The organism is Halomonas sp. 18071143, from assembly GCF_019211725.1.
In the GTDB taxonomy this organism is placed as follows: Bacteria; Pseudomonadota; Gammaproteobacteria; order Pseudomonadales; family Halomonadaceae; genus Vreelandella; species Vreelandella stevensii.
The window spans coordinates 62,150-83,052 of record NZ_CP078120.1 but is presented as its reverse complement, the minus strand read 5'-3'; the positions used below and the strand labels follow the sequence as shown (position 1 = coordinate 83,052).

Here is a 20,903-nt window from a genome sequence, read left to right as displayed (position 1 = left end):
AAGGAGTTGCCTTTGGAAAGATGACACACCTCATTATTTGTGGCGATGACTATAGGGCTATAAGGGGGGTAGTGACAACCGCTATTGGCACTATTTTCACCCCTTAATTAAACGTTTTAGTCTTGTGAACCTGGCGGGCAGTCCTTATCTGCGAAGTTAGCAAACACTTACATTCATTTACGCCATGAAAAGCCGATAGGCGGGATTGTCGCTCTCCTGCCAATAGCGGTAACCAATGGCATCCAGGTACTCGGTCACGTGGGTTCGGTCCTCACTGGGCACCTGCATGCCCACCAGCACACGGCCGTAAGCGGCGCCGTGATTACGGTAGTGGAACAATGAAATATTCCAGTCATGGGGCAGTTGGGTGAGGAAGTTCATCAAAGCCCCTGGGCGTTCCGGAAATTCGAAACGGTAAAGCTCCTCCTCGAAGTGCTCCCGGGGCCGACCGCCGCTGAGATGGCGAATGTGCAGCTTCGCCAGTTCGTTATCGGTCAAGTCTTCGACCTGATACCCGCCTTCGCGCAGCTTGTCGATCACCGCCAGGCGGTCTTCGCCACCTGGCTTGACCTGCACGCCCACAAAGATATGAGCTTCGTTATCATCGGCATAACGATAGCTGAATTCGGTCACCATACGTTTGCCCAGCGTTCGGCAGAACTTCTTGAAGCTGCCAGGCTTTTCGGCAATGGTGACGGCCAGAATGGCTTCGCGCTGCTCGCCCAGCTCCGTCCGCTCGGCAATATGCTGTAGGCGGTCAAAGTTGGTGTTGGCTCCCGAATTGATGCACAGCAGGGTTTCCCCCTCGGCACCGGTCTGCTGCACGTATTTCTTCAGGCCGGCCAACGACAGCGCTCCAGACGTTTCCGCCACGGCACGGGTATCTTCAAAAATGTCCTTGACCGCCGCGCACATCTCATCGGTGTTCACGGTAATGACATCGTCGATCAGGTCACGTACCAGAGAGAACGGCACTTCGCCAATTTGCGCCACGGCCACGCCTTCTGCAAACACGCCCACCTGCTCCAGCACGACGCGCTCCCCGGCCTCCAGAGCCGCTTTCAGGCAGGCGCTATCCTCGGCCTCGACGCCAATGATCTTGATATCAGGACGCAGGTATTTCACGTAGGCCGCCACCCCGGCGATCAGCCCACCACCGCCTACCGGGATGAAAATCGCATCCAGCCGCCCGCTGTGCTGGCGCAGAATCTCGACCCCGATGGTGCCCTGGCCCGCCACGACGTCGATATCGTCAAACGGTGGAATATAGGTGTAGCCATGCTCCTTGATCAGCTCCTGCGCATGCTCGGCGGCGGCGGCAAAGGCGTCGCCCTTCAGCACCACTTTTGCCCCCCGCGCACGTACCGCCTGCACTTTGATATCCGGCGTGATGCGAGGCATCACGATGACGGCCTTCACGCCCATCAGTTTGGCCGCCATGGCCAAGCCCTGTGCATGGTTGCCCGCCGAGGCAGCAATCACCCCCTTGGCTTTCTGTTCTTCCGTGAGCTGGGCCATCTTGTTGTAGGCCCCACGGATCTTGAACGAAAACACCGGCTGCAAGTCTTCGCGTTTGATCAAAATCTGGTTGTTGAAACGACGCGACAAAAAGGGAGCGGGGGAAATAGGCGTCTCGCAGGCCGCTTCGTAGACACGGGCCTGGAGAATCTTTTTGACGGTTGCTTCGAGCATGCTGATATCCCGGAAAAATGGCGTGACCCTGGCGGGTGCGAACAAAACCTCTATTGGTAGCAGATGACAACCGCCAACGTCTAGCGGCGTTGCCATCGGCAGCGGGCGTTCAGGCCGTTATACTAAGGACGACTGCCCACCCTGATTGGACTCCATCATGACACAAGACGAACTAAAAGCCGCTGTCGCCGATGCCGCGCTCGATGAAATCGAGCCATATCTCGAAAAAAGCACCGTGCTGGGCATTGGCACCGGCTCCACCGCCAACCTGTTCATTGATCGTTTGGGCGCGTTACGCGACCGCTTCAAAGGCGCTGTGGCCAGCTCTGAGGCCAGCGCAGAGCGCTTGAAAGCACAGGGTATCGAGGTCTTCGAACTCAATCACGTTGGCAACGTCCCCTTTTACATCGACGGTGCCGACGAAGTGAATGCTCACTTTCATATGATCAAAGGTGGGGGTGCCGCACTAACGCGTGAAAAGATCGTCGCCGCCTGCGCCGAGCGCTTCATCTGTATTGCCGATGGCTCGAAATACGTCGCCCAGCTCGGCAACTTTCCCCTGCCGGTAGAAGTGATTCCCATGGCGCGCTCTTATGTGGCCCGCGAGCTGGTCAAACTCGGTGCCGAACCCGTTTACCGTCAGGGCGTCATCACCGACAACGGCAACCAGATCATCGACTGCTTCAACTTCATGATCGACGACCCGGTAGCCATGGAGGCGCGTATCAATGGCATCGTCGGCGTAGTCACCAACGGCCTGTTTGCTGCACGCGGTGCCGATGTATTGCTGCTGGGTAAAGCGGATGGCGTAGAGCGCACGGCCTTACGCTGAGCACTCGCCAAAGCCAGGCACTGGCCAGGACTAATCCCGGGCCAAGGCCAGGCACCGGCCAAGCCCATCCAACGTGCGCCAAAGCGCCCCACGCTGGGCTGTGATTGCCGCTTGCCCAGCCAGCCCGCGCTGCCTGGCACACTCAGGGTTGGTGATGTGTTCTACCAGAACGCTCGCCAGCACGTCTGGTGTGTCAACCACCGTCAGTGCCTTGGCCGCCAAGAGCGGCTCGGCAACATCGCTGAAGTTTTCCAGTGACGGACCACACAGCACGGGCTTACCCAGCGCAGCAGGTTCCAACACATTGTGCCCGCCCAGTGGCACCAGACTCCCCCCCACATAGGCGACGCTGCCCGCAGCGTACAGCGTCGCCAGCTCGCCCAGCGTATCCCCCAGGTAGACCTGGGTGGCGGGCGTGACGGGCTGTTGCTGGCTTCGACGACTGACCTTGAACCCTTCACGCTCACACTGGGCCGCCACTTCATCAAACCGCTGTGGATGCCTGGGCACCAGCACTAACAGCGCCGCGGGGAAGCGCGTGAGCAATTGACGATGGGCAGCCAGCAGCAGCGCTTCTTCCCCATCTCGGGTAGAGCCCGCGACCCACACCGGACGCTGACCCCACGCATTAAGTAAGTACTCACTCTCTTCCAATAGCCTTTCAGGAAAGGCTTGTTCGAACTTCAGTGACCCCACCACGGTGGTAGATGAAGCCGCACAGCCCAGCGAGTGAAAACGCTCGGCGTCCTCTGGCGACTTGGCAGCCAGCCACGTCACGTTGGCCAAGGCCCCCTGCATCAGCGGGCGCAAACGCTGGTAGCGGCCAAACGCGCGGGGCGATAGTCGGCCGTTCACTACGGCAACGGGCACCGCCTGCCGATGGCAGGCGTGAAGCAGGTTCGGCCACAGCTCGGTTTCAAACAGGATGGCAAGGTCCGGCTGTACGCGAGCCACAAAACGCCTGGCCGCGCCGGGAAAATCCAGCGGCAAAAAACGGTGGGCAAGGCGCGTCTGGTCGGCAGTGTCCTGTTCTGATATCAACGCCTGTGCCTGTCTGGCGCCGGTAGCCGTCATGGTGGTCAGCAGCAGGCTGTGGTGAGGAAAGCGCGCCAGCAGCCCTTCGATCAGCGGGCGTGCGGCGCGCACTTCCCCCACGGAAGCACAGTGCAGCCAAAGTCGCGGCGCGGGCGGCAGTGGTTCAAGGCGCAGTCCCAGCCGCTGGAGTCGTGAGTACGTGGGGACTTGCTCACGCCAGATGCGCCAGCCAATCAAGGGCGCCAGCCCATACAGCACAGCCGAATAGGCCAGCCGTGGCCAGCGGGGGGCCGTTATCAACTTTCGCGATCCAGAATCGAGCTGATCATTGCCGTGGTGGAAACACCATCCTCGAAGCCCAGCACCTTGACTTCGCCACCGTTGGCAATTACGGCGCTGCCGCCAGCAATGTCTTCGGGGCGGTAGTCGCCGCCTTTGACCAGAATATCCGGCAATACTTGCTCGATCAGGGCGGCAGGCGTGTCGTCACTGAACGGCACCACCCAATCCACCGCGCCGAGCCCCGCCAGCACCTGCATCCGTCGGTTCAACGGGTTGATGGGGCGCTTCGGCCCTTTCAACCGGCCAATGGACGCATCATCGTTCACCGCCACGACCAGCCGGTCACCCAGGCGCTTGGCCTGTTCCAGGTAGGCCACATGGCCTGCGTGGAGAATATCGAAGCAGCCATTGGTCATCACCACCCGCTCACCGCGCAGCTGCGCAGCGCGAACGGCATCGATCAGAGGCGCTGGCTCGATCACGCCGAACTCGGCCAGCTTGTCGCCATGCAGCGCGGTGTAAAGCTCGGCAATGGAGAGCGTGGCGGTACCCGGCTTGGCCACCACCAGGCCCGCGCCCAGATTGGCCAGCATCATGGCTTCCGGCAGCGCATGGTTAGCGGCCAGGGCCAGGCCCATCAGGCCAATCACGGTATCGCCGGCCCCCGTGACATCGAACACTTCCTGGGCTCGGGTGGGCAGGTGCAGCGGTGCATGGCCTTCACGGATCAGCGTCATGCCCTTCTCGCTGCGGGTAATCAGCAGCGCTTCCAGTGCCAGCTCGGCACGCAGCGCTTCGCCACGCTCGGCCAGGATAGCGTCGGTGGCGCAGGGGCCCGCCACGGCCTCGAACTCGGCCAGGTTGGGAGTGATCAGGCTGGCTCCCCGGTACCTGGTGAAATCCTGACCCTTGGGGTCGATCAGTACCCGCTTGCCGTGCTGGCGAGCCATCTCGATCAGCCGCTCGACCTGATTCAACGTGCCCTTGCCATAATCCGACAGGATCACCACGTCGCATTCGGGCAGCGCCTGCTCCACTTGCGCCAGCAGGGCGCTGGTGTCCACGCTATCGAGGCGCTGCTCGAAATCCAGCCGCAGCAGCTGCTGGTTACGGCTCATCACACGCAGCTTGGTAATCGTTGGGACATCAGGGCTGCGCTGGAAGTAAGTGCTTACATTGGCTGCCGCCAAGCGCTTGGTGAGCAGCTCGGCATTGTCATCCTCTCCCACCAGGCCCGCTAGCGCGGCGTGCCCACCCAATGACGCCACGTTGAGCGCCACATTAGCCGCGCCGCCGGGGCGGTCATCGGCATCTTCCACGCGTACCACGGGCACCGGGGCTTCCGGTGAGATACGCGAGGTGCCGCCATGCCAGTAGCGGTCGAGCATGACATCCCCGACCACCAGTACGCGGGCATGTTCCAGGGCGGTTAGATCAACTTTCATCCGAGAGTCCTGTTGTGGTGTGCGCTGCGCTATGCGCCAGCAGCGCGTCTAACTTGGCAATGACGTCGTCCGCCTTGATCAGGTCCATGGCATCGGCATGCCGCACCCGCTGCCCCCAGCTCACTTCGTCCACCGATTTATGCAGATAGGTGCGTACCGCATCGGGGTACGCATTGACGGCAAAATCGCGCCACAGATAGGGGGCAGCCCGCTGAGGGTTGGTGGTGGCATAGAGGCCAAGCGTCGGCGTGCCCATGGCGTTACCCATATGCGCAGGGCCCGTATCCGGGGCAATCACCGCGCGAGCATTATCGATCAGCGCCAGCACGCCCTTCAGCGAGGTGCCGCCGATGGCATTGATGACGCTCCCCGGCTGGCAGAGCGCCTCGATATGGTCGCCCATTTCACGCTCCAGGGGGCTGCCGCCCCCCGTGAGCACGCTCTTGAGACCATGCTGTACCCAGGCGTGTTCAATCACGCTGGCATACCCTTCCACGGACCAGTTGCGAAAATTGCGCAAGCGCGCATTGCTACAGGGGTTGATCACCAAATAAGGCGTGTCGCCACTGATCGCCCTCGCTTCCTCGTAGGCAACGGCAGGCACCGCGAGATTCCACTCTAAACGCTCGTCTTCGACGCCCAGCAGACGCGCAAAATCCATGAACGACTCCAGCACATGGGCGTTCTCGTGGGGGGCTAGCTGGTGCTGGGTGAACCAGTGCTGGGCGTCCTTGGCACGGGCTTTGTCGTACCCCACCCGCACATTTGCTTTGAGCCCAAGGGAGAGCACGCTGGCACGAATGGCCTGCTGCATATGCAGCAGCACGTCGAAGCGGGTATCGGCCAGCTCACGCCAGATGGCGCGCATGCCGGAAAGGCCGGTCGCTTTGTCGTACACGACGAACTCGACCCCGGAAAGCCCGGCCAGTAAACTGTGCTCCCCCTTGCCGATAATCCAGGTAATGCGCGCATGCGGCCACTGGCGCTGCAACGCTCGCACCGTGGGCACGAGATTGCACACGTCTCCCAACGCGGAGAGGCGCAAAATGGCAATATGGTTTGGTTGAGCAGGCAGAGAGGGCTTCATGCGCTTAGCGGCACTCCAGCAGAAAAATGGGCTGATTTTACATGATGCAGACAGTTTAAGTGACGCCTGCGCATCACACCAACTGTCCTCCCCTACTCACCCACTGAGCACAGCGCTGTTCGAGGCAGATTACTGGCAATCGCGAGGCCTGGTAGTCGGCGAAGCACCCGGCCGTGGCAGCAGCCTGTTCCTGCAAGCACGCGACCATGAGCAGTGGGTGCTGCGCCCTTACCAGCGCGGCGGGCTCATCGCCAAGGTCAGCAAGCAGCGCTATGTCTGGCTGGGGGCAGAGCGCACACGGGCGTTTCGTGAAGTGCGCTTGACCGCCGCGCTGTATGAGCAAGGGCTACCTGTGCCCCGCCCGGTGGCCTGCTGTGTCACACGCTTTGGCCTGACTTACGAAGCGGCACTGCTGACCGTGCGCATCCCCGGCGCTCGGGCGCTGGCCTCATTACTGAGTGCTGGCGAGGCTGATGAGGCACTGTTAACGCGCGTAGGGGCAATGATTAAACGTTTTCACCAGGCAGGGCTCGATCATGTGGATCTGAATGCGCGCAATATTCTGGTGGATCGCCAGGGAGAACCGTGGCTGATCGACCTGGATCGTTGCCGCTTGCGCTCGGCAGGCCAGTGGCAGGAGCGCAATCTGGCACGCCTTGAGCGCTCACTGGTAAAGTTCGACGCCTCCCAGGCCATGACAGCCATTCGGCAGGGCTACCGGGTAATCTGACGCCGAGCGATCACTGCCTGGAACGGCGACCTGGGTAACAACGCTGCAATAGCCCCTTGAGCTCACTTAAAATCTCCTCTTCACTTGGCACTTCGCCGCTTCTCCGGAACACTGCTTCGTGGCAGGGTTCATAACGGGGCCAGTAGCGGTAAGGCAGCGTACTGAAGAAGATACCCAGGGTAGGCGTATGCGTTGCCAGTGCCAGATTGCGCACGCCGGTATCACCGCATACCAGTACCGAGACTTCCGCCATCCAGTGACTTAGTTCATCAAGGCCCATACGTGGCTGAACCGAGACATTGGGGTGCCGAGCTACGACCTCAGCGAGAAAGTCCCCCGACTCCTCGGCTTTGTGCCCCTCCAGCAGTACATGCTGATATTGTGGCAATGCCTGTGCAGCCTGCTCGATCAACCTGCTCCACGCCTCTAATGTCAACGACTTGCTCGCTACCGAGGCAAACGGGAAATACACAATGGTCGCTGCTGCTTCCTCTCCCCGGTGCCAGGGCAGGGCAAAATCGAGCGGATAGCGTGGCTTGTGGCCCAATACCTTGAGGAAATCCAGCAGTACTTCGGCCTCATAGTGATAGTTGGAGCGCCGCAGTCCGACATCATAGAGCAGCGTATTGGACAGGCTGCGGTAGGGAAAGCCAAGTTTGATGGCCGCCGGTGTCATCAGGCTCAGTAACCTCGAGCGTGAGGTATCCGCTAGATCAAACAGCATATCCACCTTGCCCACCGAGCGCAGTGAACGCCACTGTGCTGCCAGACTACCACGCCCTTCCTGGACAAACACCTCATCGACAAGATCTTCCGGCACGGCATAGCGGTAGGCGGGTACCGTTGCCAGGATAATGTGCGCCTTGGGAAACAGGCGCCGCAGCTCCACCAAAAAAGGCCGAGCGGCCATGTAATCACCGAAGGCACACTGCCGAATCACCAGGATACGCGGCACCTCGTTCACTGCTGAACTCTCCAGCCAGCGTCGTCCGCGCTTACTCACGTAGGCACACTTATCAATCCAGGCTCTCACTTATGACTCCTCGTATAGCGCCTTGAGAGGTTTCACTCATTCCTGAATCCGTGAAGCCGGCGCCGACACTTTCCCTATCACCGCCAGCGAGCACTTTTTGATCATTCGCCCCGTGCAAGTTGGCTTTCGCAAGCCCGTTATTGCCAAAACCCACCGTGCTGATCGGTGCTGACGGCCCGTTTTGTCATGCCTTTCCACCCGCCAGGCACGACATATCTGGCGATCGCGTGTCGCTTGGAACTGCTTGTGGATAGAGTGTCGCCGATTGACGGTCAGCATGGCGTTCCTCGTGGATAACGCAGTCGGCTCCGCAGCGTCTTGAGCACCGTCATGCGCCCGATATCCTGCCCGACGTCGAGGATGATCTGCCGTGCCTTGTGAATCACGAGAGCCGCACGGTGCACCAGCTCTTGTAGCACGGTGCGCAGCCGGCGCCGCTTGGCCGGGTGGCGAACCGGGCTCAGCTCGCCGGTCATGCCCAGCTGTCCCATCAGGCGCAGGATGTTGTAGGCCAACTGGGCGAGATGCAGGATCAGATCGTTGGTGGCGAACTTGCCGGACGGCAAGCGCTCCAGGTCGAGATCGGTCTTGATCTCGCTGTGAAACTGCTCATGGGTGGCATGCGCCTGGTAGCGCTTGATCACCGCCTCCGGCGCCTCGTCCAGGCTGGTCCACCAGCCTTCCAACTCATAGTCCGGTTCGAGCAGCAACTGGCCATCGCGATCGGCGGTGCGCTCTACCAGGCGCATCACGCGTTGGACGACGTATTCGGTCTTGTTGTCGTCGTGGATCGAGACGGTCTGCGGCCACAGCGCCTGGCGCTTGCCAGGACGCAGCTCTTCCCAGTAGTCCGCCGCCACCGCCAGCCAGGTATCTCGATCAGCCGTGGCCGAGCCGCGCGGGTTCCATTTGACGACATAGTCGAGCCGGCGCCCCTCGTCGGCAAAGACCTGGCGTTGCTGTTCGAGAAGCGCCAGGTGCGCCTGGCTGTCGAAGCCGCTGTCCTCGCGTAACAGGATCGGTTGCCTGGTCAGGCATTGGGCGCGAGGCAGTACCCGCTCCAGGAAGGCGTTGCTCTCCTTCATGGTGTGCTGCTTGCCAGGCCGCAGTTCCAGACCCAGGCACCACCCTTCGTTGCCCAGATAGGCGGCGATCGGGGTGTAGCCATCGACCTTCTGGTAGGTCCGCGAGACGCCTTCCTTCTTCGAGTTGCTGTTGTCCATGACGAAGGTGTCGATGTCCAGGCAGACGTGCGTCGTCTCGGCGGTGATCGGTGCTTCGATCAGTGACAGCAGGGTCGTGGACCAGGTGGCGGTGCGCGCCTGCAGGTCGTTGGCGGCAAGTTTCTCCAGCCGCTGTCGCAGCGTCGCCGCGCTCGGCACCTTCTGCAGGGTCAGCAGTTGTTGGAAGGGCTTGTCGCGGCGGAAGTTCTCGACAGTGTCATAGTCGCTCATGCCCAGACACAGCAGGCCCAGGTAGCTCTTGATCACGTCACTGGTGCGCATGCCCAGCGTGGTGGGGAAGCGGCTGTCGATGCTGTCGACGCCAGCGATCTCGAAGCATTGCCCGATGATGGACAGCCCGGCGTGGCTGGTGAGGGTGCGGCGACTGGCGCGGAACTTTATGTTGGGCATGGCACTGTCTGGGTGAATGGCGATAATGGCTATATTGCCATGCAGGTCAGTGGGTTAGAAGTGCTTCTGAGGGCCGGTCTCACGGATTCAGGTCATTATCTATCCACTCCAGACCTGCATTGTTCCGACAAGACCGGGGCGGCTATGGCGCAGCCATGTAATATTCGATCAAACGCCTTACATGCTGCTGATTACTGAAATGCTGCTCAACGCGCAGCCTGGCGGCGGCTCCCATCTCCTGGCGACGTGGCGCATCAGCAATCAGAGTTGTCATGGCATCGCGCCAGGCGGGCACATCAAACGGCCCGACCAGTACGCCTGAAGCGCTGTCCACCAGTTCCGGCAGTGAGCCGGTGTTTGAGCCAATAATCGGCATACCACACGCCATCGACTCGATAATGGTCAAGCCAAAGGCTTCATTTTCCGAGGGAATGCAAACGATATCGAGCACAGGCAGGATTTCAGTCAAATCACTGCGATGACCTAAAAAACTGATCCTGCTCTCCAATGGAGTGCCTGCGATAAGTTGCTGCAATTGAGTATAAAAGCTTTCAATACCGCCCGAGGCATAGTCGGTTCCGCCAATCGACAGGGCATAAAAGAGGAGTGACTGGTCCAGTTCGAGCAGAGCCTTTACCCATACCTCCTGTCCCTTGCCTGGAGTGACTCGCCCCGGCAACCCGATCACTACCGCATCCACAGGCACCCCCAACTCGCGACGCTTGGCATGGATCGCCGCCAGATCGTTGCAGGGCTGGTAGTGCCGAGTATCAACACCGTGAGGTAAACACACCACCCGCTCTTTCGGCAGCGGCAAATTCCTGACATTACGTTGCCAGGTTGCCTGACTAATTGACAAAACACGTTCAACAGAGCCATAAGCCAAACGATGATAGGGGCTTTTCTTGGGGCGTCGCCCCCCCATATGGTCGGTATAAAGAACTCTTAAACCTGGCATCACTAGCTTGAGCAGGGTGATTAGCCGCAAGTCACTCGATTTATGGCAGTGGATAACATCCGCCTCTTCCTCAACCAACCAGCGTCGCAGTGACAGCACATGGGTAACGGCCTGCATATTACTGCTGAAGGCCCGAAAGGGAATGGTATGCTGCTGCATACTGGCTTCCACCCGAGTATTGGAAAGGCAGAGTCCCAGCACTTCCCAGCCCTCGCTCTTGAGGTCTGTAATGATGCGCTCGACGTATAGTTCCAGACCACCATTGCCATCCGATAGGCATAGCTGCACTACCTTGCGAGTTGCTACCGAGGGTTCCGCCAAGTCGTTCTCTGCCAAATTATTTGCTGCCATTACTGCACCTGTTGTATGCCCTGCCGGTTAATGCCGCTAGTCAGCACATTTTCCAGGCCATGTGCTCATTCTGGTAGTATACAGGCTGCAATTAACGGGGCCTAAACCATGGCGCACAAAGTGCTTGTCGTACGCAATGACAAAATTGGCGATTTTATGCTGGCTTGGCCAGCACTGGCATGCCTGAAAAAGGCAACGCCAACGCCGCATATCAGCGTATTGGTGCCTGACTATACAGCGCCGCTGGCCAGGGCCTGCCCGTGGGTAGATGAGGTGATGATTGATCCCGGCCCCAATGCGGATAAAGCCGCCCAGCAGGCCCTGCTGCATGAGGTCAAAGCAGCCAAATTCGATGCCCTGCTGACACTGTTTTCAACCCCTCGTATCGGCTGGCTGGGCTGGCGGGCGGGTATCCCACTACGCATGGCGCCAGCAACCAAGTGGGCGCAGATTTTCTATAATCAGCGTGTACGCCAGCGCCGTTCCCGCTCAGCCAAGCCAGAGTATCAATACAATGTGGACCTTGCCTGTGAACTGCTGGGCCGACTATCACTGACGCTATCTGCGTTACCCTCGCCCCCTTTCTGGCCACTGGAAAGCGAGGATCGCCAGCAGCAGCGTCAGCTATTGCTGCACAGCGCACAAGCAACCGAAAGCCAGATCGTGGTGATTCACCCCGGCAGTGGTGGTTCAGCGGCCAATCTTTCGCTGGATCAATACTCAGCACTGATCATACAGATTCAGCAGCAATTGGGGAGTGTGCATCCACCCCACTGGCTAATCAGTGCAGGCCCTGGTGAACAGCGCGAGGCCGAGGCATTGCAGGCAAAATTGGCGAGCGAAGGCGTGACAGCCAAGCCATTCCCTGCCACTACCAATGTGGCCGACTTCGCTCGCCAACTGGCGGGAGCTGACCTATTGATTGCCGGCTCGACCGGCCCGCTGCATATCGCAGGCTGCCTGGACATCGCCACGGCAGGCTTTTATCCCGCCAAGCGCTCAGCCACGCCGCTGCGCTGGCAAACTTGCAACCGGGCGGAAAAGCGCCTGGCGTTTAGCCCGCCTTCAGGCGCTGACACACAGGACATGACTGCCATCGATCTCGACGCGGCAGCCCACCAGATCTCAGCGCTGCTTCTCGGCGGTTTGGGTACGCACCCATAGATCGGCGTACTTGGCGAACGTGGAATGCGCAGAGAGCAGAGCCAGCAGCAGCCCCTGCTTGCCATCCTTGAACCCGGCTTTGAGCACGTACATCTTGAGAAAGCAGGCCAGACCATGGCGAATGCCTTGCCATAGCGTGGCCGTTTTGCCCTGCGCAGCCCGCTGCTCTGCCCAGGCCTGGGCATAGTGGGCGGATTTCTCCAGATAGTGGCGCAGATCACGGTAGGTGTAGTGCAGCAGGTCGCCGGATAGTGGCTTTTCGGCAAGGCCTGCGTCGACGATCAGCTTCTCGTGCACCAGCGCTGCATTATAGCCCGCCTGGCCTTTCGGGTAGAGACGCAGCACCCGGTCTGGGTACCAGCCCGAGTGGCGAATGAAACGGCCAAAACACCAGGAGAGCCGACTGACGCTATATGCAGCGGGAGGCTGCTGAATGGCCTCTTGAATGCTGTCACGCAATTCAGGGGACACGCGCTCATCGGCGTCGACCATCAAAATCCAGTCACTGCTTACCAGGGCTTCTGCTCGCTGGCGCTGAATGCCAAACCCCTGCCAGTCGGCATTCACATGGACCTTGTCCGTGAACGCGCGGGCAATCTCGCAGGTAGCATCCTGGCTGCCCGCATCCAGCACGACGATTTCATCGGCCCAGGTGAGCGTTTCGAGGCATTCACGCAAATGGTGGGCTTCGTTTTTGACGATCAACACAGCAGCAAGAGTCACAGTTCACCTATCCCAGCGAATTTATACCAACGAATCTATAGCAACGAATTTATAACAACGAGATGAGCGATCCATTCGCTCATGCTTCATGGCCAGTTTCATTGCATGCTACCACGACCATGAACGTCGAGATTTGGTAAGCTAACAGGCTCATTCAGCAAGCGACGAAAAGGGACATGGCATGCTCGCTTCCAAGTCACCCCCCCTGACTCCCTGGCTACCGCTGGTCGTGATTGGCGCGAGCCTGGGCTATGCCGTTACTGTCTTGACGCGCTTGCCCTGGTGGACGCTTTTCATCACCGCCACCGTGTGGATGCTGGTAGGCCTCAAGCTGCGCTGGGGTGCTCCCTTGAATGCCCGCTACCGCCCCGTCTGGCCATGGTCGCTGCTACCGCTGAGCCTGTTTGGCATTTACGTCTACCTGGTCGACAGCTTTGGCAGTGTGGACCTGGGCGCGGTATTTTTCCATCTGCAAGCGGGCATGGCCGACCATGGCGGTGGCGGCAAAATGGTCATGGCAGTGGTATATACGCTGGTCGTGCTCGCCATGCTGATCTCCGTCCTATATATCGCCCGTCACGACCAGCGCTGGCGTCTGACCGAACGCTTTTTTGCCATTGCCTTGTTAGCCGGAAACCCGCTGCTATACGGGCTGGGGCAACGCAGTGCCGCCATCGTCACCGACGATGGGGCCTGGCTGGATCGACGCTACGTTCAGCCGCCGCTGGAAGACCAGCCCGGTGCTCCTAACTTGCTGCTCCTCTACCTGGAAAGCATCGAGCGTACCTATCGTCACGACATATTCGGCAATGCCTATGATGACCTTGACGCACTGGGGGCGCGTGGCGTCGTTTTCGAAGGCGTGCAGCAAATGGACAACACCGGCTGGACCATGGCCGGGATGATCGCCAGCCAGTGCGGCGTGCCCCTGATGCCCGCTGGCCTGTTGCATGACAGCCAGTTCGAACCCCTTTCTCAGGTCGTGCCTGGCGTAGACTGCCTGGGCGATATTCTTGCGGGTCAAGGTTACCGGCTCAGCTATCTGGGTGGCGCCAGTACGCAGTTTGCGGGTAAAGGTCTCTTTTACAGAGGGCATCAGTTCGACACGGTCAAGGGCAAGGAGGATTTCATCACGGACATGGACGACCCCGAGTATCTCAATAGCTGGGGCCTCTATGACGATACCCTCTACGACTTCACCGTCGACGAAATACGTCGCTTGAACCGTGAAGACGATGGCCCCTGGGCAGTGGTCAACCTGAGCATCGCGGGCCATGCACCCAACGGCTTTCCCGCCCAGCGCTGCCGGGACCGCCAAGGGGCCTTCGATGGCCAGGACATTCTTTACTCCGTGGAGTGTTCGGCCTGGCTGGCCCGCGATCTGATCGAACGCCTGGAAGCAGAAAACCTGCTGGAGAATACGCTGGTGGTGGTGCTCAGCGACCACCTGACCATGCGCGTGTCGGTATGGGACCAACTGACGGCGCTGGATCGCGACAATACCTTTATCATGCTAGGCGACAGGGTGGTGCCCCAGCGGATACGCCGCGAAGCCACCATGCTGGACGTGTTTCCCACCATACTGGACGCCATGGGATTGCCGCTACACGAGGGTCGTGCAGGCCTTGGCACCTCCCTGCTGGGCCGCCGCGCGACCCTGGCGGAAACCCACGGGCTGAGTACGCTCAATGCTCGCCTGCGCGAAGAAACGGCCCTCCAGCACCGGCTATGGGAAGGACTCGCTCCTCAGCGCAGAGAGACCGAGGAGAGTTCCTCGGCGCAGGTCATGGAGACCCCGGCCGATCAAGCCGAAGAAGTCGAGATCCTTCACTGACAGCTGCCTTGGCAGCCCCCTCACGGCAGGCCGACGCAGATCGACTGATAGACGCGCTCGACGGACAAGTCATTGAGACAGTTGGTATGACCCAACGGGCAAACCCGTTCGAAGCATGGCGAGCAGGAGAGCCCCAGGTAGTGAATGGACGCCTGTTCGGTGAGGGGCGGCGTATAGGCAGGAGACGACGATCCATACAGCGCCTGAATACGTACCCCAACTGCTGCCGCTACGTGCATCAGGCCAGAATCATTGGTCACTACCTGGCAGCAATCGGCCAGCAGATCGACGGCGTCGGCCAGCTGGGTTTTCCCGCACAGATTGTGCGCATGCGACAACCCCTTCACGATCGCCTGCCCTGCCTCATGGTCCTTTGCTCCGCCCAGCACGCGCACCTCGAAACCGTCCTGGGTGAGCTTCGCCGCCAACTGGTGAAAGTAGGCCAGCGGCCACTGCTTGGCCGGCCCATACTCAGCGCCTGGCATCATGCCGATTGCTGGGCGGGAAGAGAGCGCGAGGCTCAACCGCAGATTCACCAGGTTGTCACGGTCAATGGTGAGCCTGGGCTTGGGAATGGCAAACTGGCCAGTTTGCGCTTCAGAGGCAGGAAGCCCCAGCGAGACAAAGCGCTTGACGGTCTGATCCAGCACCTGTTTATCCAGCTTGCGGCGCTCTTTCAGCAGCCCGTAACGATGCTCCCCCAGGAACCCTACCCGCTCAGGGATCCGTGCCATGAAAGGCACCAGCGCCGCCTTCCAGGAGCGCGGCAGCACAATGGCGCGGTCAAAGCGGCCCCGCAACCGAGCGGCCAGCTCCCGCCGACTCGCCAGGCCAAATTCACCATGGCCGACCTCCAGTGGCAACACCTCATCGACTTCGGGCATGCGCTCGAGAATCGGCTGCGACCAGGCCGGGGCCACCACGCCCAGCGTGGCCCCCGGGGTGCGCGCCTTCAAAGTCATGAACAGGCTTTGCGCCATGACCATATCGCCGACCCAGGAGGGGCCGACCACCAGAAGCCGCTTGGCAGAGTCAGCCATTCAGCCACTCCAGATAAGCCTTGACCCCCTGAGCCACCGTCTTGAACTCGACATCACATCCCGCTGCACGCAGGTGGCCGATGTCCGCACGGGTATAGCTCTGGTAGCGCCCCTTCAGCTCCTGGGGGAACGGGATATAGTCGATTTCGCCCTGACCATAGAAATCGATCACCGCTTCACCAATCGCCTTGAAAGGTTCGGCACGGCCCGTACCCAGGTTGAAGATGCCCGACGCGCTGGGGTTGTCCAGGAACCAAAGGTTCACGTCGACCACATCGCCGACGTAGACAAAGTCGCGACTCTGCATGCCCGCCTCATAGCCGCCGTAGGCACCGAACAGTTTCAGCGTTTCGCCGTTACGGATCTGGAGATGGTTGTGGTATGCCACGCTCGCCATCTTGCCCTTGTGTTGCTCTCGAGGGCCGTAGACGTTGAAGTAGCGGAAACCTACTACCTGGGTAGTCAGCTCGTTCCAGCGCGAACGCACGTGCTGATCGAACAGCAGCTTGGAGTAGCCATAGACGTTGAGCGGTTTCTCGTGCTCAGGGGCTTCCTTGAACACTTCGCTGCCGCCGTAGGTGGCCGCTGACGAAGCGTACAGAAACGGAATGCCCAGCTTCTCGCAGTAGTTGAGCAGCACCTTGGAGTACTCGAAGTTGTTCTCCATCATGTAGTGGCCGTCCCACTCCGTGGTATCCGAGCAGGCACCCTCATGGAAAATCGCATCGATGGTCGGCAGGTCCACCGTTTCACCGCGCAGCGCGGCTTTCACCCGGGCAATGAAATCATCCTTGTCCAGGTAGTCGGCGAGCGTGCAGTCCGCCAGGTTGACGAATTTGGTGCCATCGCGCAGGTCGTCGACCACCATCACATCGTCACGGCCACGAGCATTTAGCGCTTTGACAATATTGGCGCCGATAAACCCGGCGCCGCCTGTTACCACGATCATCTCGTTCTCCTTATCAAAAGCGGCTGTTTTGCTAACGTGCCTATAACCCATCTGCCTGTAATTGTATACTTGACGGCTTATGAATTCATGGCCAACGGTGCTTTCCGCGATGAGTGTCTCGACAAACCAATCGACACCCGATGTGTCGACCTTTCAAGGCTTGATCCTTGCTCTGCAACAGTACTGGGCAGAACAGGGCTGTGTGATTCTCCAGCCCCTCGATATGGAAGTCGGCGCGGGCACCTTTCACCCCGCCACCTTCCTGCGAGCGATTGGCCCCGAAACCTGGAACGCTGCCTATGTGCAGCCTTCCCGCCGCCCCACCGACGGCCGCTACGGCGAAAATCCCAATCGCCTGCAGCACTACTACCAGTTTCAGGTGGTGATGAAGCCCTCCCCCAGCAATCTGCAGGACCTGTACCTGGGGTCATTGAAGCGCCTGGGCCTCGACCCGCTGGTTCACGACGTTCGCTTCGTGGAAGACAACTGGGAATCCCCCACGCTCGGGGCCTGGGGCCTGGGCTGGGAAGTATGGCTAAACGGCATGGAAGTCACCCAGTTCACCTACTTCCAGCAGGCGGGCGGCATCGAATGCTACCCCGTTACCGGCGAGCTGACCTACGGCCTCGAGCGTATCGCCATGTACCTGCAAAACGTCGATAGCGTTTACGATCTGGTCTGGGCCATTGCGCCGGACGGCAGCAAGGTCAGCTACGGCGATGTTTACCTGCAAAACGAGCGGGAGCAGTCCGCCTACAACTTCGAGCACGCCGACGTCGACCAGCTCTTTGCTGCCTTCGACCATCAGGAGAAAGAGTGCAGCAAACTGCTGGCCGCCAGTCTGCCGCTACCCGCCTACGAGCAAGTGCTCAAGGCGTCGCACACCTTCAACCTGTTGGATGCGCGCCATGCCATTTCGGTCACCGAACGTCAACGCTTCATCCTGCGCGTGCGCACCATGGCCCGTGACGTGGCGACCGCCTACTTCGAATCACGCAAAGCAGCAGGGTTCCCCATGGCGCCCGAAGCCCTGCGCCGCGAACTGCTAGCCGACCAGGGAGACGCATAATGGCCGCTGATACGCTTTTACTGGAACTGGGTGCCGAGGAGCTGCCGCCTACCGCCCTGGACGCGCTCTCTGATGCGTTTGCTGCGGGTATTGAAAAAGGTCTGCAGGAAGCAGAAGTTCCGTTTCAGTCCGTCACTGCCTATGCAACACCGCGTCGCCTGGCCGTCCAGGTATCGGGGTTGGCCGACAAGCAGCCGGATCGTGAAGTGGAGCGCCGCGGTCCCGCGCTGGCTGCCGCGTTCAAGGATGGCGTGCCCACCAAGGCCGCCGAAGGCTTTGCGCGCTCCTGTGGCGTCAGCGTGGATGAGCTGATTCACCTGGAAACCGATAAAGGCACCTGGCTGGGCTTCCAGGAGCAGCAGCAAGGTGAGCGTGTCCAGGCGCTACTGCCAGAGATGATTCGCAAGACGCTTCAATCGCTGCCGGTGCCCAAGAACATGCGCTGGGGCGCGTCTCGAGTGGAGTTCTCCCGCCCGGTACACTGGCTGGTCGCCCTGTATGGCAAGGAAGTGATTGCCGCAGAAGCACTAGGCCTGCAGGCCAGCCGCACCACCTACGGTCATCGTTTCCACGCCCCGGATGCGATCCAGCTCGAACACGCCGACGATTATCTGGCAGCACTGGAAAACGCCTACGTGCTGGCCGACCGTCAGCAGCGCCGCGAGCGTATTCGTGAACAGGTGCTGGCCGAGGCAGAAGTTCAGGAAGCCAACGCGGTCATCGATGAAGACCTGCTGGTCGAGGTCAGCGGTTTGGTCGAGTGGCCCGTGGCATTGACCGGCAGCTTCGATGAGCGCTTTTTGGATGTGCCCGCCGAGTGCCTGATCTCCTCCATGAAGGCTAACCAGAAATACTTCCACCTGCTGGATGACCACGGCAAGCTCAAGCCGCTGTTCATCACCATTTCCAACATCGAAAGCCAGGACCCTGATCAGGTCATTGCCGGCAATGAGAAGGTCATCCGTCCTCGCCTCGCGGATGCTGCGTTCTTCTACGATACCGACCGCAAAAAAACGCTGGCATCGCGCATTCCTCAGCTGGAAAGCGTCGTGTTTCAGCAGCAGCTCGGCACGCTGGCAGACAAGGCACGCCGCAGCACGGCCATTGCTACCTTCATCGCCGAGCGCATCCAGGGGGATGTCGCCCACGCTCAGCGTGCCGTGGCACTGGCCAAATGCGACCTGGTCACTGAGATGGTACTCGAGTTCCCCGAGCTGCAAGGCATCATGGGCCGCTACTACGCCGAGCAGGATGGCGAGCCTGCCGAAGTAGCCCAGGCACTGGAAGAGCAGTACCTGCCGCGCTTTGCCAGCGACGCCATCCCCGCCAGCCTGACTGGCCAGGCACTGGCCCTGGCAGACCGCCTGGATACGCTGGTGGGCATCTTCGGCATCGGCCAGCGCCCCACGGGCGCCAAGGACCCCTTTGCCCTGCGCCGCGCGTCCATTGGTGTGCTGAATATCCTGGTAAAAGGCGAGCTGAACCTCGACTTGCGTGAACTGCTGCAGGTCGCCGTCGACCAGCACCAGCAACTGCCCAAAGCCGAAGGACTGGTAGAGGAAGTGCTGACCTACATGCTCGACCGCTTCCGCGCCTGGGGGCAGGACGAAGGCATTACCGCCGAGATGTACCTGGCCGTGCGTGCGCGTCCCGTCAGCAAGCCGCTGGATTTTGCGCGTCGGTTACGTGCCGTCAAAGCCTTTGCCCAGCGTGAGGAAGCCACCGCTCTGGCGGCTGCCAACAAGCGTGTCTCCAATATCCTGAGTAAGCAGGCGCACGATGGCAGCACACAAGTCGATACCACACTGCTTCAGGAGAGCCCCGAGCAGACACTGGCGGAGGCCGTCATCCACTGTCAGCAGCAGGTAGCTCCGCTATTTGCCGCCGGTGAGTACCAGCAGGCTTTGGACACACTGGCAACGCTGCGTGAGCCGGTCGATACGTTCTTCGATCAGGTCATGGTCATGGCCGATGACGAGGCCGTGCGTCGCAACCGCCTTGCTCTACTCGCCAGCCTGCAGGCGCTTTTCCTCGAAGTCGCGGATATTTCTCAGCTACCCCAGTAAGCCTCTACTCGTAAGCGCATGCAACCCGGCCCTGGTGGCCGGGTTTTTTGTTGACTGTGTTCAACGAAGCTTTTGTTTCACGTGAAACATCAAGATAAAATTAATGAAACATTTCAATTGCCGCTGCGTCTGATATACCGGGCGGCCACGCACTTACGCCGTCAAGGGAGTTGGCCATGTACGATATGTTTCTTTTCGACACCTTGCCTCAGCAGCAGTCCAACATGGCATCCTATGAGCTGGCAGGGCGAAAGGTCTGGCTGAAAAAAGCCGCCAAACGTAACTCACGGCTGGCTTACCTGCCGCTGACCTTGATGGCGCGGTGGCTGAACATCGAAGCACTCAAGCCGGTGCCCAACCTGGGCGGCCAAGAGAGCGTGGCGCTGGAAGCCAGCCGTATTAAAGCGCTGTCTGCCGCAGGCATCGCCGTACCGACTATTCTGGCAGAAACCCCCGATGCCCTGTTGCTGGCCGATGTGGGCAGTGAGGATGAGCCCGCAGCCACGCTGCTGGAGAAATTGACCCAGGCGCAAACACCAGACGAAATCGACCAATTGTTAAACCTTGGTATTTCAGCGCTCAATGATGTGCATGAGCGCAGCTGCTATCTTAGCGAGGCCTTTGCACGCAACATACTGGTCAACAAGGATGGGGTCGTGTTCATCGATTTCGAAACGGACCCAGGCCAGGTACACGAACTCACCGACTGCATGGTGCGCGACTGGCACTGTTTCATATTTTCTCTCTATGGCAAGCTGAGCAAACGACCACTTCATCGTGAACGCCTGACCGCAGCCCTGATGGACGGCCTGCAGGCCACCCGCGACGATGTACGCGAACGCTTTCTGGCGACCTTGCCGCGCCTGCAGCGTCTCCAGAAAATTCCTTTCCAACGCTTTGGCAGCGATGGTAAGAAAATTGCCCATACCCTGCATGCCTTGGCGCTACTGAATCAGCACCTACGCAGTAAATAGGACTT

General features: G+C 60.0%; 17 protein-coding genes. 7 read left to right on the top strand and 10 right to left on the bottom strand.

The annotated features are described in order from the left end of the window. Positions 1-177: 177 nt before the first annotated feature. Positions 178-1,692 carry a threonine ammonia-lyase, biosynthetic gene (ilvA, locus tag KVY02_RS00380; protein WP_218314104.1) on the bottom strand — a complete coding sequence of 505 codons (1,515 nt, stop codon included), beginning with the start codon at positions 1,690-1,692 and terminating at the stop codon, positions 178-180. A gap of 157 nt (positions 1,693-1,849) precedes the next feature. Between ilvA and rpiA the strand changes: the two genes are divergently transcribed. Further along, positions 1,850-2,524 (top strand): ribose-5-phosphate isomerase RpiA, encoded by a 675-nt coding sequence (gene rpiA / locus KVY02_RS00375; RefSeq protein ID WP_081138437.1) that lies wholly within the window; start codon positions 1,850-1,852, stop codon positions 2,522-2,524. Positions 2,525-2,554: 30 nt separating this feature from the next. Here the strand turns inward: rpiA and waaA are convergent, their stop codons facing one another. Genes waaA through KVY02_RS00360 form a run of 3 tightly spaced genes read right to left on the bottom strand, consistent with a single transcriptional unit; the run spans position 2,555 to position 6,373 of the window. Continuing rightward, positions 2,555-3,856, bottom strand: coding sequence for a lipid IV(A) 3-deoxy-D-manno-octulosonic acid transferase (gene waaA, locus KVY02_RS00370; RefSeq protein WP_218315021.1), 1,302 nt, complete (start codon positions 3,854-3,856; stop codon positions 2,555-2,557). Further along, positions 3,856-5,286 carry a bifunctional D-glycero-beta-D-manno-heptose-7-phosphate kinase/D-glycero-beta-D-manno-heptose 1-phosphate adenylyltransferase HldE gene (gene hldE, locus KVY02_RS00365; protein WP_016915625.1) on the bottom strand — a complete coding sequence of 477 codons (1,431 nt, stop codon included), beginning with the start codon at positions 5,284-5,286 and terminating at the stop codon, positions 3,856-3,858. The genes waaA and hldE overlap by 1 nt, the downstream gene beginning before the upstream one ends. After that, entirely contained in the window at positions 5,276-6,373 is a 1,098-nt protein-coding gene (locus tag KVY02_RS00360; protein WP_218314103.1) for a glycosyltransferase family 9 protein, read from the bottom strand. The genes hldE and KVY02_RS00360 overlap by 11 nt, the downstream gene beginning before the upstream one ends. Between KVY02_RS00360 and KVY02_RS00355 the strand changes: the two genes are divergently transcribed. Further along, positions 6,372-7,103, top strand: coding sequence for a 3-deoxy-D-manno-octulosonic acid kinase (locus KVY02_RS00355; RefSeq protein WP_218314102.1), 732 nt, complete (start codon positions 6,372-6,374; stop codon positions 7,101-7,103). The two genes, KVY02_RS00360 and KVY02_RS00355, sit on opposite strands and share 2 nt — an antisense overlap. A gap of 10 nt (positions 7,104-7,113) precedes the next feature. Here the strand turns inward: KVY02_RS00355 and KVY02_RS00350 are convergent, their stop codons facing one another. The 3 genes from KVY02_RS00350 to KVY02_RS00340 form a co-directional block, all read right to left on the bottom strand. Further along, the gene (locus KVY02_RS00350) at positions 7,114-8,136 is read right to left on the bottom strand and encodes a glycosyltransferase family 9 protein (protein WP_026001919.1); all 1,023 of its coding nucleotides are present in this window, start codon (positions 8,134-8,136) and stop codon (positions 7,114-7,116) included. A gap of 272 nt (positions 8,137-8,408) precedes the next feature. Continuing rightward, the gene (locus KVY02_RS00345; protein WP_218314101.1) at positions 8,409-9,770 is read right to left on the bottom strand and encodes an IS1380 family transposase; all 1,362 of its coding nucleotides are present in this window, start codon (positions 9,768-9,770) and stop codon (positions 8,409-8,411) included. 142 nt (positions 9,771-9,912) lie between these two features. Continuing rightward, a complete protein-coding gene (locus KVY02_RS00340; protein ID WP_016915621.1) occupies positions 9,913-11,079 on the bottom strand; it encodes a glycosyltransferase family 4 protein in 1,167 nt (388 codons plus the stop codon). A 108-nt stretch (positions 11,080-11,187) separates the two neighbouring features. Between KVY02_RS00340 and KVY02_RS00335 the strand changes: the two genes are divergently transcribed. Beyond that, positions 11,188-12,243 carry a glycosyltransferase family 9 protein gene (locus tag KVY02_RS00335; protein WP_218314100.1) on the top strand — a complete coding sequence of 352 codons (1,056 nt, stop codon included), beginning with the start codon at positions 11,188-11,190 and terminating at the stop codon, positions 12,241-12,243. Here KVY02_RS00335 and KVY02_RS00330 read toward each other — a convergent pair. Continuing rightward, the gene (locus KVY02_RS00330) at positions 12,205-12,966 is read right to left on the bottom strand and encodes a glycosyltransferase family 2 protein (RefSeq protein WP_193462049.1); all 762 of its coding nucleotides are present in this window, start codon (positions 12,964-12,966) and stop codon (positions 12,205-12,207) included. The two genes, KVY02_RS00335 and KVY02_RS00330, sit on opposite strands and share 39 nt — an antisense overlap. Positions 12,967-13,147: 181 nt before the next feature. Between KVY02_RS00330 and KVY02_RS00325 the strand changes: the two genes are divergently transcribed. Continuing rightward, a complete protein-coding gene (locus tag KVY02_RS00325) occupies positions 13,148-14,800 on the top strand; it encodes a sulfatase-like hydrolase/transferase (RefSeq protein ID WP_081138448.1) in 1,653 nt (550 codons plus the stop codon). Between the two features lie 20 nt (positions 14,801-14,820). Here KVY02_RS00325 and waaF read toward each other — a convergent pair whose 3' ends face one another. Then, a complete protein-coding gene (waaF, locus tag KVY02_RS00320) occupies positions 14,821-15,840 on the bottom strand; it encodes a lipopolysaccharide heptosyltransferase II (protein ID WP_081138450.1) in 1,020 nt (339 codons plus the stop codon). Then, the gene (gene rfaD / locus KVY02_RS00315) at positions 15,833-16,789 is read right to left on the bottom strand and encodes an ADP-glyceromanno-heptose 6-epimerase (RefSeq protein WP_081138451.1); all 957 of its coding nucleotides are present in this window, start codon (positions 16,787-16,789) and stop codon (positions 15,833-15,835) included. Before rfaD ends, waaF begins: the two co-directional genes overlap by 8 nt. A 109-nt stretch (positions 16,790-16,898) precedes the next feature. On the opposite strand from rfaD, the gene glyQ reads away from it, so the two are divergent. The 3 genes from glyQ (at position 16,899) to KVY02_RS00300 (ending at position 20,898) form a co-directional block, all read left to right on the top strand. Further along, the gene (gene glyQ / locus KVY02_RS00310; protein WP_026001915.1) at positions 16,899-17,858 is read left to right on the top strand and encodes a glycine--tRNA ligase subunit alpha; all 960 of its coding nucleotides are present in this window, start codon (positions 16,899-16,901) and stop codon (positions 17,856-17,858) included. Then, positions 17,858-19,924, top strand: coding sequence for a glycine--tRNA ligase subunit beta (gene glyS, locus KVY02_RS00305; RefSeq protein WP_218314099.1), 2,067 nt, complete (start codon positions 17,858-17,860; stop codon positions 19,922-19,924). The genes glyQ and glyS overlap by 1 nt, the downstream gene beginning before the upstream one ends. Positions 19,925-20,100: 176 nt before the next feature. After that, entirely contained in the window at positions 20,101-20,898 is a 798-nt protein-coding gene (locus KVY02_RS00300; protein ID WP_137094144.1) for a hypothetical protein, read from the top strand. The last annotated feature ends 5 nt before the right edge of the window (positions 20,899-20,903 follow it).